The organism is Clostridium tertium, from assembly GCF_902652255.1.
In the GTDB taxonomy this organism is placed as follows: Bacteria; Bacillota; Clostridia; order Clostridiales; family Clostridiaceae; genus Clostridium; species Clostridium tertium_A.
This window is the reverse complement of record NZ_CACRTO010000006.1, coordinates 59,701-72,633: the sequence shown is the minus strand read 5'-3', so window position 1 is coordinate 72,633 and position 12,933 is coordinate 59,701. Positions and strand designations below refer to the sequence as shown.

Genomic DNA, 12,933 nt, shown 5'->3' with positions numbered 1-12,933 from the left:
ACCTTTATTTAACCTGCAAAAATCAATTTTATTGCAGGCTTGTTTGTCATGCAATAAAATATTCAAACTTATATAATTTTCAAAGAGCGAGCAATTCTATGAAAAATCAAGCTATTTTTTCATATCAGCTTAACAGATTCAAAATATTTGAATCTTAATTATTAAGTAATCTTATTTTTGCGCAAGGACAATTATAGCATATACATTTATTAATTTAAAGTCATTTAATTTTCCTCAAAAATTTGCATTCAACTACTCTTCTTAATAATATTATTTTTTTAAAATTTTAGGATTAATATTTAGCATTTTATGTATGTTATTTAACATTAATTAAGTATTTTTATATAATAACGTATTTTTTGTCGATTTTTTTATATTATGATCTAATAGAAAAACCTTATATTCTAATTATTGACATATGATAAAATTTAATTCATCATCTTAAAATTAATTCTATTTTATACACATATTTTATTAATTATCAACTCAAATAATATTATTTTTTGGCAATATCTTTATATTTTTATACTGTATCGCATTACTATGCTTTATTTATTGAATCTTATCAATATATTGTTCAATTATCATATTTATAATATATATTATATCACTATTATATTACTATATATTATATCATTATATATTTTTACATATTTCATTAACATGATTTATCTATATTTTTTTAATTCCAAATTCATCTTCTATCTGATATAATATAGCAGTATTTAACAATTATATCACTTATTCCATATAAATTAAATTTTAATTAAGAATACTATGATTTTGGAGGATAATTTATGAAGAAACTTTCTAGAAATAAAAAAATAATAATTTCTATACTTTCTGTTATATTAATTCTTTTTGCCATAGGTGGCGGATGTACATATTACCTTTCAAGTAAGGTTACCAGAGTAGATGTAGATAGAAAAGATGTTGTGAATACTGGTAAGGAATTACCTAAAGAAGCTTCTGATGTTATAACAATAGCTCTGTTAGGTAGTGATTATTCAGAGTATTATGATGTAAGTTCTTCAGATGCAACTATGATTTTAGCTATAAATACTAAAAATAATACTATAAAACTTGGTTCTTTAATGCGTGATATATATCTAGACTTACCTGATGGTGGAAAAAGCAACTTAAATTATAGTATATTAGAGGGAGGCCCTAGTGCGCTACTTAAAACTATAAATTATAACTTTAATTTAAATATTGATAAATTTGTACATGTTGATTTAGAAAGATTACCTAAAATTATAGATTCCTTAGGTGGAGTAGAAATTGAAATCACTCAAGAGGAACTTAAATATATAAATGGATATATTGATAATATAGATGAACATAATGGAACAAAAACTGAACATATTTATACAGCTGGAAAACAACTTTTAGATGGAACTCAAGCTTCTGCATATTGTAGAATAAGATATACATCTGGCCATGATTTTAAAAGAACAGAAAGACAAAGAGATGTCTTAGAAGCTTTATTCCTTAAATTTAAAGATATAAGTGTAACTGAAGTACCTGGATTAATTAATGAAATTCTTCCACTAGTAACAACTAACTTAAGTAATAGTGAAATAATTTCAATATCTACTAAAGCTTTAGGTATGGGTTTAAACAATATTGAACAAGGAAGATTCCCTTCTGACTCTAATATAATTAGTGCAGGCTTTACAGATATGTATCATACTAATATAGATATTGAAGGAACTACAAAGGAACTTCATGAATTTATCTACTCAGTAGAAGAGTAAGTGCTGTCGCACAATTTATAATGAAGAATTTATAATGATTGAAAAAACTCCCTCCGGAGTTTTAAAAATAAATTGAATTTTAATAAGACTCAAGGCACTAGCCTTGAGTCTTTTCCTTAATTCTTTAATTCTTCTACATTCTTCATTCTTTAATTCTCAATTTCATTCTTTCATTCTTTCATTAAAAACTCTCTAAATTCAAAAATGATTTTGAAAGAAATCATATCATCCATTATACATTCTACATTATTCATTATTAATCAACTCTAGCTCCACCTTCTCATATCTCTCTTCATCCTTTGATAAAAAATAGATATCAAAAGTATCTGTATCTGCTATTTCTTCATTAATAATAGAAAAACCTACATATTTATTATCTTCAACCATTTTAACTTGTAAGTCTAAAACCCTTTCATTTATAACAGCATAAGCATTTAATACATCTTCACCTTCGTAAGGTATAACAACATCAGTTAAATTTGTACTACTTTTATTGAAGGTAGTTTCTTTAACTTCTACTATGTCATCTTCTTTTAAGTTTTCATAACTATTTATATTTTTAATTAAAGTCTTATTCTCCATAGTTTTCTTAGGATAGTGATAGCCTGTATTAGTATATTCAGTTGATTCAAATAGAACTATATCTGGCTGATATATATTTATATAATATTCATAATCTAAAACATTTCTGTAGTTATGTATCTTCATAACTTCGGAGAAATTTCCTGTAATAAACTTTTCTTTATTATTAAAATAGCTACCAGCAAATATTAAAAGTTTTGGCCCTTCAGGATTGGTTGTATTTACATAATGATTATAATACCTAAAATCCTCATGTCTTCTAATTTCATTTTCATAATCTTCTATATACTCTAAGTTGTACTCTTTTAATTCATAATGAGTAGTTGTCTCATTTATAGGAAAATCTGATGACATTAAAGTTGTATTTAAATATTGAACTTGTTCAAATCTATTAATATCAAAGCTTCCAACTCTGCTATCTAAATCATTAAGTCTATCTATCATAGCTGAAATCCCATATATCGCACCTGTTTCATTCCAATGTCCAGCATCATACTTAGGATCAAATACTTGAGCTTCTTCTTTGGCTTTTAGAAGCGTATCTACATTACTTAAATAATTAATGCCCTTTTCATTTAGAAGCTCTGTAAGATAATCTAGATTTTCTGTACTTCTAATGTAACCTTCTGGTAAATATTCAGGATAAATAGTTGATTTACTAGGTTCTAAAGTGTATAGAAACTTTATCCCCCTATCATTACAGTATGTTTCAAAATCCTTTATAAAGCTTGAAAATAGTTCCTGAAATCTTAAATCAACATTAGTCTCAGGTAATTTTAGATACACATATCCATCTTTTCCATATTGATAATTAGGATGAACCATTTCATCTAATAAAATATCCATTCCTCTACTATAAGATTTAACCATTCTTGATCTAAATCCAATTCTATCATTCACAAAGGACTCAAATTTATATATTGCTTCATCACTATCATCAAATATTTCATCAAAGTCTACAAGCATTCTATTATCTATTTCTGAAACTACATCTTTTTCAAAATTCATAAAGACTAATGGAAGAGCAATAATTCCTAAAAATAATATTATCTTAAACTTATATATTTTCTTCATACCTTCACCTCTTTAGAATTGGAAATAAATAAATGGACTATAGGTTGAGTTAACTATAAATACTATAGATAAAATAAATAAAATTGAAATAACTACAGTAGAAATAACTTCAAACTTTTTATTTCCATTATATTTTTTAAATTTATTTGAGATAAAAGGAACTGCTCCTAAGCTCGCTATTGCAATCCATAATATTAGCTTCTTATTTATAAAATAAGTAAACTCATAAAGTGTAGCTTCTGCATTAACGCCAAACATAACACTTATATATCCTAAAGCTTGTTCTACACTATTTGCTCTAAATAATACCCATCCAATTATAACTATAAACATAGTAACTATGTATTTTATTAAGCTTGGAATATTAATATACCAATTTTTCTTATTTATAGCTCTTTCAATAACTAAAAATATCCCATGCCATATTCCCCAAAGAATATATGTCCAGGCAGCTCCATGCCATATTCCAGTTACTAAAAATACTATAAATAAATTTACATATACATTTCCTTTTCTATTTCCACCTAGGGGAATATATAAATACTCTTTAAACCAAGTTGATAAGGAAATATGCCATCTTCTCCAGAATTCAGTTATAGACTTTGATATATAAGGATAATTAAAGTTTTCCATAAACTTAAATCCAAACATATGTCCAAGTCCTATTGCCATATCTGAATACCCTGAAAAATCATAATAAATCTGGAAGGTATAACATATAGCACCTATCCATGCTGTTGGAGTGTCTATACCTAATTGATAAAGATTAAAAATATTATCAGCCATAGCTCCTAATATATCTGCAATAATAACCTTTTTGCTTAATCCAAGTACAAATCTATTTATTCCATAACTAAACTCTTCAATAGATTCTTTTCTATTTCTAATTTCATTATCAATAGTCTTATACTTAATTATTGGCCCAGCAACTAATTGTGGAAATAAAGATATATAAAGAGCAACTGAAAATGGATTTTTGTTAACATTTGCATCACCTCTATAAATATCAATTATATAAGACATCCCTTGGAAGGTAAAAAATGATATTCCTATAGGAAGAACTATATACCTTAATGACATACTAGTACCAAAAAGCAAGTTAACATTCTCTACAAAGAAATCATAATACTTATAGTAAAATAATATTGAAAGATTCAAAATAACTCCCATAATCAATAATATTTTCTTAAGTCTTGTCCTATCTTTATTCTTATCAATAATGATACCAAAGCAATAATTAATTATTATTGAAGCAATTAATATCTTTAAATATGATACTCCACCCCAAGCATAAAATATTAAACTTGCACATAATAATATATAATTTTTTATTTTTTTCCCTACTATATAATACAAAAATAAAATAAATGGTAAAAAAATGAATATAAATATTATTGAACTAAATACCATAAAATCTCCTTAAGTATTATATATGTTTCAATTAATAATCTACATCTTTAGACTTAAAACATTATATGTTTAAGCATTTCTAATAAATTATCCAAATTGAAAGCATATATATTATTTAATTTTAGTAACGTAATTAATAATCTATTTAACTAAACTTCATTTTATTAAATGATTTAGATAACTACTATAAATATATAAAATATTTATAGACCACTAATAATACTTAATAGTTATCAAATTTACTTTTATCAATTAATTCCTTCAATATTATACTATATGATAATCAATTCATATATTTTTATATCCAATTATTCAAATTAATAGATTCTCATTCATTTGTAACTGTACTTATTAGGCAATTTAATATTTATTTAAATTATTTAATTAATTTTAATATGAATTTATTTTGCTTATTTTATTTGTTTTCGATACTCTACACTATTATAGTATAAATTTAAGAAAAAAATAAGAATTTTATTATCTTTTGAACAAAGATACCCTAGAAGACTAAATAATTGGAAGTTTCCATTTTTCTAGTCCCCTAGGGTGTTTTTCTTACAATCTATAATTTTATTGGTTCTACAAACTTTTCTCTTTTTATAAAGTACCTTTGAAAAATTTCATTTTTATCAATATACGAATCTAATTCTGATGCTAGAGCAAAAGCTTTATTTAATCCATCTTTCCCTGGGTGCCCACAAATAACAAATCCACTTGCTAATTTTTCTCCTGGGATAGTGATTCCGGTACATTTGCACATATTAATTGCTTTAACTAATCCTTTTCCTCCATTTGAAGTTATTTCTTTTTCAGCTTTACCTTTAAAGCTTCTTTGAATAGTTTCATCGTAGCCATAAACATCTATGGGCCCTTCATAAGTCAAAATGATATCAGCTAAGTTATTTTCAAATATATTATTAATTTCTTTTATTCCTATATTTCTTTCATATATATTATCAAAGTCATATTCTATAAACTTAAATTTTTTATTATCTATTATATTAATGGTCTTATCTAACTCCTGTCTCATCTCTGTACCATCAGGCAGCTGTAATGAATCTACTTTTGGAATTGCTACTCTAATAATATCTAATTTTCCATGAAGATTATCCTCTATATTATCTTCTCTATGCTCTTCTATCTTTTCTTCTAAAATATCTTCAGTTACTTCCTTTAATATAGATAAGCTTTTTGAAATTACTCCTATTCCGCCACTAAAAGCAATGCTATCTGTTGATAAGCTTTCTTTTTGGGTGGTTAAATTTACTCCTGATCCAATAAATGAATATAAATTTGTACTAAGAGCAGGGGCTAGAACTGATCCACCACCATCAGTTCCTATCCCAAAATCATTAATTCCCTTAATTATATTTATAGCAGTTCCACTACTAGAGCCTGTCATACATCTATAAGTTAATGGATTTATTAAGTCTGTGTCGGTGCTTCTTCCTAAGTGTGACATCTTATCAACAGTTAAAAATAAATATTTTGAATTTTTTCTAAGTTTATCCACCAACTCCACCGGGATATCCACAGTATTTTTTACTCCGAATGTTGATAAGTTTTCTGATTTTTCTTTCATTTCTTCATCTAAATTATTATTAATAGAAATTACTGACTTATATAAATTTTGCTCTGCAAGAATTTTAGACCTATAAACTTTAGTTTTTTTATCTATATTGCTGTTAATCCAGTTCAATACTCATTACCTCCTCTCTTAATATTCTTACTTATTCTCTCATCTTACTAGTTTCACTTACATTGTCTTTTCTTATTTTAATCTTAAGCCAACCTCTTCTTACCAGTTCTATTACTTCTAATCTCATATTACTAAAATTACTTACATTACTTTATTAATATTTCAATCTTAAGGCAATCTCTTCTTACCAGTTAACTTACTTAAATACATTACTACTTTTTATTTTTTAATCTCATTAAGAAAGCTTGTTCCATTTTCAGGACTCTTTACTTTAAAATAATCCGCTACTGTAGCTCCTACATCTGATAAAGTATCTCTAACCCCAATAAAACCTTCATTAATATTTTCACCATATATCATTAAAGGAACCATTTCCCTTGTATGCTTGCTATGACCTATAGTTGGATCATTTCCATGGTCAGCCATAACTAATAAAATATCATCACCATGAATAGTATCCATAAGCTCTCCAATTAATCTATCAGCAATCTCTAATTTTTCAGCATATCTATCTACATTTTCAGCATGTCCTGATAAATCTGTTTCTTGAACATTACAACAAATAAATCCCGCTTCTACTTCCTTTGATATTTCAATAGTTCTTTTAAGTACCTTTTCCGTATCTACCATAGGTATGCTTGTACCTTTTTCATTTATAACTACATCAGCAACTTTTCCTAATAAATATACTGGTATATTTTCTTCAGATAGTATAGTTGATACTTGAGTTTTTGGGTTAACTCCATAACCTAAATGAATACATTCATAACCATTATCATAAACCCCTGACTTAGGAGCATTTATACCTATATATCCGCCTTCTTTTTCTTCTTCAGCATTTAATATATCTTCTAAAGTAATTCCTTTTCCTCCAAAGGTAATTACTCTAGGAACTGTTGCAATTGATCTTACTATATGTCCAACTTCTAAAACCTTGCTAAAAGGAATTATATCTAAAGCTGATGTTATATTAAATGCTTGTCCTAAATCACATTCTATATTATCAGCAATAGTAAGAGCATCTTCTACTACAAGATATTTTTCTTTCTTTCCTTTTTTATATTCTACCTTATATCCTGCATCTTTTATCGCCTTATAAATTTCATCTATTTTATTTTTAATAGGTTCTCTAAAAGGCATCTTTGGTTTTGTCCCCATTATTTCTTGGTGTCCAAAGAAAGTATCAGCCCCAAAGTGTGTCAAATTAGCCTTACCATAAGTAGCCTTTGGATTTGCCTTCATTCCATTTATTTCTGATCTTAATATATTCATTAAACCTAACTTTTCTAGTACAGGTAATCTTAAGTCTTTTCTTCTTTCCAAAATATGAAGACAAGTATTTGAATTAGCGTCTTGTGGTCTTGTTACCCTAACGTCATCCATTTCACCTATACCAAAACCATCAAGAACTATTACTATAAATTTTTTCATTATAAAAACCTCCTTTATTTTAAGTTTTTTAATCCTCTTCAAAGTTTAAATTCATAAAAGGATAAGTTTAGAATTTTAAATCTTTTATCCTAATTAATTATAGAAATTGAAAACTTAATTCTTACACCTAAGATATTCAAAATAGTAAATTAAAAAGAAACTTCAGCAAACTGTTAGCCTATCCCAACCTCTTGCATCCATTTCTTCTAATAAAGTATCTTCAAAAACTAGTTCATATTTAATAACTATAATGACTTGAGTTGAGCTTTTACCATTTTTCAAGTCATTATATTTATTTTTATTTTAGTAATTATTATCTATTTAATTTTAATCTCTACTCCTTGAGAATCATAAACTCCAACTATTTCAGGTTCACCTTTATTAATTCCCTTAACTAAGGCAACATTGCTTCTAGTAACAAATATTTGTGTTCTAAAGGCCATAACTACTGTATCTGAAACATTACAATTTTCTGATAGTTCAAAGTGATAATCTATGCTCTCATCTGTAGGTGGCGTTACTTTAACCATTTTGTAGTTCTCAATAGATTCACCTACTAAAGCATTTTCCACATGAGATCTTCTATAGTGACCTCCACCATAACAATATCCTTTGTCTAATAAGTTATGAGATACTTCAGTTACATAAACCATTGCTGGTATTTCTTCAGCCTCATTTTCTTTATGATAAGGAGTTGTTCCTGTTAACCCATGTCCTGGCTCCCCATGAGTCCCACCTTCTTCACTTATTTTCTTTATAGAATTTACACAAGTAGCTGAAGGCATATTTAGTTGCTCTATCTTTATGTCAAATTCCTTTTCAAGTATTGCTTTTGCTTCTTTTATCGTATCTATATTTTTAGTTCTTCTAATCTCATTACTTGCTTCATCATATAGAAAACATGGGAAAGATGCTATTCCAGCAATATTTAAATTCTTTAGCTTTAATAATTCTCTTCCTATTTCCTTAAGTTCTTCTAATTTAAACCCACCATATTGTCCTGAATATAAATTGTCATTTTCTCCAAGTACTCTTAACATAATATTTTGCTTAAGGCCAAGTCTTTCACAAGCTTCATTAATTTCTTTAGCCTTTTCAATAGTATAAACAGTTATGTAATCAGGTTTTGACTTAACTACTTTTTCAACTAATGATTTAGGAATTTGAACTAAATGTCCAACATGACCAATCTTAATATTATTATCAATCATTACTTCAGCTTCTTTGAAATCTACTACTACCGCCCCATCATAACCAAGCTTCATAAATTCCTTAGAAATTACAGGATTTCTACCTATTTGCTTAGTCATGAAATAAAGCTTAATTCCATACTTATCTGCTTCTTCTTTAATCTTTCTAGCATTTTCAACTAATGTATCTAAATCTATAACATATGTGTCAGGTAAAATTAATCCTTCTTTATGGAGCTTAAATGCAGCTTGAACTAATTCTTTATTTCTTTCTACAGTTTTTTCAAGAAACATATTTACTCCCCCTATTTACTTTTTACTTCCTCTATTGCACTTCTTAAAATCCTTATAATTGTATCTGCACCACTTCTCATTGGATTTATTCTAATCATTCTTTTTTCAAGAGTTGGATCTGCAGCTCTAAAGGTTCCAGAAACTCTATACATCATTGGAACAAACTCATACTTAGATTCAGAACCTACCGGATGAGATGCAGCACCATATTTAGTAGTTAGATCTAATATTTCCTCGGCAATATTTTCATTAAACTCTACTAATAATACCTTAGATTGAGCATTTGCTAAGAAAGCATCCTTAATTTCTGGAATTTCTCCACTCTTAAGTCTAGTAACTAACTCTTCATTAACTTCTGATTGAATTGCTAAAGCAACTGGAGCATAAACTAATCCTCTTAAAGCTTCCATAGCTTCATGTCCTTGAACTTGACTTCCACCTGAATAATTTAAAGAATAAACCTTATCTATTAAGTCTTTCTTTCCTATTAAAACTCCAACACCTTCTGGTCCTAATATTTTAAAGCAAGAAAAGCTTCCAAGATCTGCTCCACATTGATTACCTATCTTCTTGACCTTAAGAGCAGCGTAATTATCATCTGTAACTATTCTTATATTTTCATTTGCTTCCTTTATAGTAGTAATCACTTCTTCAAAATCATAAGAATCATCTATCTTTTGTCTAGTATTTTGAACTAAGGCACCCTTTATTTCTGGATGTTTTTCAATTACTTCTTTAACATCTTCAATATCATTAAAGTTAGCCGTAACAATATTAAGTCCCATAGTTTCAATAGTAACCTTTGAAGTTGGATAAATTGGCGCATCATGAACTAAAATAGTATCTCCACTTTTCATAAAGCTAATTAGTCCCCATCTTATAGCACCAGTTCCTGCTCCCCTTACTAGTATTGCTGCTTCAGCATCAAAAACTTCTGCAAAAACACTTTCAACCTTCTTTGTGTAAGTTGGCTTATTAAGTCCCTTTACTACACCTAAGTCTCCTAGAGATAAAACTTCTCTGCCATCAAAATGCTTTGTTATTGTATCTATTATTTTAAATTGTAATTTCTTTGCTTCTTCTAAACTTATTGAGTGCAATGGGTATGTCTTCATAACTTTCCTCCTACTTCAGGTTATAAATATTTTTTATATTATTAACTAGCATGTTTTCTATATGCTTGTTAGAGATTTCTTTTTCATATAATCTTGGTAAAAAGTTATCTATTAAATAACTATATCCAAGTCCACCATTTTCTTTAAAGTGTGATTTTCTAGTAATATCCATAGACATAACTATTTGATTGCTATATCCTCTATCACATAATTCTTTTAACCATTTTGCTCTATCTTCATCTGGTTGATAATTATTTTTACCTATTGTATCAAAGGCAATATTAACTCCTGTATCAAGTAATCTAATCATATAATCTAAGTCTCCACTTAAATCTATATGGCTAAGAGTTACCTTAGATAAATCTACATTAAACTTTTTAAATATTTTAATTTGTTCAAGTCCAAGCTTTCCTAAAGTAGTATGAGTAATTATTGGTTTTCCAGTTTCTATATGAGCCCTTGAAGAAGCTTCAAAAACCTTAAGCTCCATTTCTTCAACTTTATTTAAGCTAGTTCCTATTTCTCCTATAACTTCAGCCTTTGTATTAGTCCCATCTATTCCAATAACAATTTCATCTGTTAAGATTTTAGCCATTTCCTTAGTATTTAATTTATATACTTCTTCAGGTAAAAATGGCTCTTTATAATATCCTGTTGCTTGAAGAATATTTATACCTGTTTCTTTAATAACTTCCCTAACATATTCCGTGCTTCTACCCATTCCTCTATTAGTAACATCTATAATAGTAGAAACTCCCTTACTTCTTAAAGCTTTAAACTCTTCAATAGTTTGATTCTTATTGTTTAAGAAACAATCTGCATCTTTTTTTACTCCAGATAAATCTATAGTTACATGCTCGTGGGCATAAATTATTTCTCTTTCCATATAAACATCCCTCCTTATTACCATCTTTTATTATTATTTTCCTAAAGGACGGTGCTGTAGCACAAACAGCCCAAATTAAGAATTATTGATTTTTCATTATTCATTCTTAATTTTTCATTGTGCGACAGCACCATCTATTTAGATAAATGAATGTACAGAAAAATGTATTTTAAACTGGAAGTACGTATAGTCCAACTAAGTATAATATGTTAATTAAAATTCCTACTCCAATTGCTCCAACTGGACCTACTGCCATATCTACTATTGGTTTCTTTGAAGTTTTGTTTAATACATAAAGTCCGATTACTGCGAATAATCCAAGTCCTGGTGCCATAGCTTGAGCAGCCATCATACCACCTATTAATAATGCAACTTCTAGCACTTTACTCATTGCAGTTCTTATATTATCTCCGCACTTTCTAACTCCTGGGAACTTGTCCATAAGCTTAGCTAATCCATCTAGGAAGTAAACTTCTAATGCCATAATTGCAGCACCTGCAACGAACGCTAATATTGGGTTTCCAATTAAGAATCCAGCAACGAATACAAATGTCATACCAGCTGGTGCATATACACCTGTTGAAATTGCAGTTGTAGCTACTAGTGGAATAAATCCTATACCTCTTGCTAAAGCAGTCATAGCAGCTTCAGTATTTTTTCCTTCTGCTAAAAGATTTAAACTAATTGGGTCACCAGCTACTAAGCTTAAGCTAGTTGCTGCAGAAATTAATCCACCCATTAATGCTAATATAGGTAAGTTCTTTTTAATTTTCTTAACTCTTTCTGCGAATATTGCAGCTAAATCAACCTTTGCTGCATTTGGATCTGGTTTTTCTTGAACAGCAAATATAATCATGATTATCATACCTGCAAGTAAAGCCATACCTTCAGCATCTAATTTTATATTCATACCATTTACAGAGAATGTTCCATAAATAACAGTAATTTGTCTAACTAATAATGCTACTAATCCAGTTAAAAAACCTTTCTTTGTTCCGAATTGATATGCAACAACTAAAGCTGGGAAAACTGCAAAAGCAACTGTAATTGGAGTACCAACTTGCTTTAATGGTTCTAAGAAATTAACTGGTAACTTAGCAAATAAATCAACTACGAATTGTAATCCATAAACTATACCAATACCATAAGCAGCTCCTACTACTCCTGAAATAACCATTCCTTTTTTACCACTTGGACAGAAAGATCCAATGATATCAGTACCTAATAAGATACTATGAATTAAGATAATAGATGCAGCTATTGAAACTGGAATACCAAAACCAATAACTAATCCAAAGCTAATTGCAAAAGAAGTTGCTGCTAAAGCTTTCTTGTCCATTCTACCTTCTAGGTATTCTGGAACTATTGCTCTAAAACCATCATTGAATACAGCAACACCTGTATTAGATAAAATTGCTGCTAGTGCACCTAAAAGTGCTATTATTACATATTGCATAAATGATTCCTCCTAAAGTTTATAAATAATATTTAAATT

Annotated in this window: 9 protein-coding genes; 1 reads left to right on the top strand and 8 read right to left on the bottom strand. The window is 28.1% G+C overall.

What is annotated here, in order from left to right; genetic code table 11:
* The first annotated feature begins 797 nt into the window (after window positions 1–797).
* Complete coding sequence (locus GPX08_RS02515; protein ID WP_156625117.1) at window positions 798–1,757, top strand: LytR family transcriptional regulator; 960 nt, start codon at window positions 798–800, stop codon at window positions 1,755–1,757.
* Window positions 1,758–2,003: 246 nt separating this feature from the next.
* Here GPX08_RS02515 and GPX08_RS02510 read toward each other — a convergent pair whose 3' ends face one another.
* The 8 genes from GPX08_RS02510 to GPX08_RS02475 form a co-directional block, all read right to left on the bottom strand.
* Window positions 2,004–3,413, bottom strand: coding sequence for an alginate O-acetyltransferase (locus GPX08_RS02510; protein ID WP_156625115.1), 1,410 nt, complete (start codon window positions 3,411–3,413; stop codon window positions 2,004–2,006).
* Window positions 3,414–3,425: 12 nt separating this feature from the next.
* A complete protein-coding gene (locus GPX08_RS02505) occupies window positions 3,426–4,823 on the bottom strand; it encodes an MBOAT family protein (RefSeq protein ID WP_156625113.1) in 1,398 nt (465 codons plus the stop codon).
* Between the two features lie 562 nt (window positions 4,824–5,385).
* The gene (locus GPX08_RS02500; RefSeq protein ID WP_156625121.1) at window positions 5,386–6,501 is read right to left on the bottom strand and encodes an amidase; all 1,116 of its coding nucleotides are present in this window, start codon (window positions 6,499–6,501) and stop codon (window positions 5,386–5,388) included.
* Window positions 6,502–6,741: 240 nt separating this feature from the next.
* A complete protein-coding gene (locus GPX08_RS02495) occupies window positions 6,742–7,953 on the bottom strand; it encodes a phosphopentomutase (RefSeq protein ID WP_156625111.1) in 1,212 nt (403 codons plus the stop codon).
* Window positions 7,954–8,270: 317 nt separating this feature from the next.
* The gene (locus tag GPX08_RS02490; RefSeq protein WP_156625109.1) at window positions 8,271–9,437 is read right to left on the bottom strand and encodes a YhfX family PLP-dependent enzyme; all 1,167 of its coding nucleotides are present in this window, start codon (window positions 9,435–9,437) and stop codon (window positions 8,271–8,273) included.
* Between the two features lie 11 nt (window positions 9,438–9,448).
* Window positions 9,449–10,552 (bottom strand): aminotransferase class V-fold PLP-dependent enzyme, encoded by a 1,104-nt coding sequence (locus GPX08_RS02485; protein ID WP_156625107.1) that lies wholly within the window; start codon window positions 10,550–10,552, stop codon window positions 9,449–9,451.
* Between the two features lie 10 nt (window positions 10,553–10,562).
* A complete protein-coding gene (locus tag GPX08_RS02480) occupies window positions 10,563–11,438 on the bottom strand; it encodes a phosphotriesterase-related protein (RefSeq protein ID WP_156625105.1) in 876 nt (291 codons plus the stop codon).
* Window positions 11,439–11,607: 169 nt separating this feature from the next.
* Entirely contained in the window at window positions 11,608–12,894 is a 1,287-nt protein-coding gene (locus GPX08_RS02475; RefSeq protein WP_156625103.1) for a hypothetical protein, read from the bottom strand.
* Window positions 12,895–12,933: the final 39 nt, after the last annotated feature.